Below are 1,374 nucleotides of genomic sequence, written 5' to 3'. Positions count from 1 at the left end.
TAACATCTATGGACGCTCCGTTTTGTGCAAGCTAAATTGTCATTGAATTCAAAGTTGGTATTGCAGCCATCTATTCGGATTCTAGTTAAGGCTTAAGCCTTGATCCCTGATGAGTTCCGCTAGCTCATGACTAATCATTTGGACGTATTCTTACATACGATGTTAGGGGCAGTTTTAATGAGCTACGGTCTTACCTATTTTGTCTTCAATTCTCTTTATGCCTACGCAAACCTTTGAGTGTCTTTACTTAATTTATTACCAACTAACTAGATGAATGACTCATCGTAATCAGTTCCATTTGCTAGCATTGACCACGCTATCCTTGCCAATTTGTTGGCTAGCGCGACAATGACAACATTTTTGTGTGCTCTGCATTCTAAATCTCGCAGCCACACTGTGACTTTCCGTTTTGGGTTCATGTGCCGTATTACCGCTCTAGCACCATGAATAAATAAACGCCTTAAATAACCATCACCACGCTTACTGATCCCTAATAATCGTGGCTTACCTCCGCTAGAGCTTTGTTTGGGGACTAGCCCTAGCCAAGCCGAAAGCTGTCTCCCAGATTTGAACTCTTTGCCTGTACCAATACTGGCAACTAATGCTGAAGCCGTGAGTCGACCTATACCCGGTACAGCCTCTAAGCGCTGACATTGTGGATTGCCTTTACTTGATTGAGCTATTTCTTTTTCCAGCACATCTAGATCAGACTCTAATTGATTAAGCCTTCTCTTCATTCTCTGCACATGACAAACCATTAGTTGAGGCAATAACTGTTCAGCACTTGAAAAATCATCTCTAAACCAGCTATGCAGCCTTCTTGGCCCTACTGGAATGGCAATACCAAATTCAGCTAAGGTGGCACGAATACGATTGATCAATGATGTCCGTTCTTTCACTATGCCATCTCGTTCTCTATGAACTAATAGCAGAGCTTGTTGCTCTTCATCTTTCACCGTGACGAAGCGCATGTTGGGTCGAGTTACAGCTTCGCAAACGGCTTCTGCATCATTCGCATCATTTTTGTTTGTTTTCACATATGGCTTCACATACTGTGGAGCCATAAGTTTGACCGTATGGCCTAGTCTTTCTATTTCTCTAGCCCAATAGTGAGAACTTGAACATGCCTCCATACCGATCAAGCAATGAGGTATATTGCCAAAAAAGTTCAAAAACTTTGCTCTACGAAGCATTTTCCGGACAAGAGTTCTGCCTTTAGCATCTACGGCATGGATTTGAAAAACGTTTTTCGCTAGATCGACTCCAACAACTGAAATGTTATTCATAATCTTCTCCACTTACGTAAAATCATTTAGACAACGTAAAAGGGAGGAGCGTCCATCTCATTATTTGTATAGTGCGCATGCGCGTTTA

1 protein-coding gene is annotated in these 1,374 nt (G+C 42.0%); it reads right to left on the bottom strand.

Annotation, left to right across the window (positions count from 1 at the left end):
* Positions 1–266: 266 nt before the first annotated feature.
* Positions 267–1,286, bottom strand: a complete 1,020-nt coding sequence (locus tag JMA39_RS21095; RefSeq protein WP_202723844.1) for an IS110 family RNA-guided transposase — start codon at positions 1,284–1,286, stop codon at positions 267–269.
* Between the last annotated feature and the right edge of the window lie 88 nt (positions 1,287–1,374).

The organism is Shewanella schlegeliana (assembly GCF_016765635.1).
GTDB lineage: Bacteria > Pseudomonadota > Gammaproteobacteria > Enterobacterales > Shewanellaceae > Shewanella > Shewanella schlegeliana.
The sequence above is the reverse complement of the archived record's forward strand: the minus strand, read 5'-3'. Positions and strand labels throughout refer to the sequence as shown.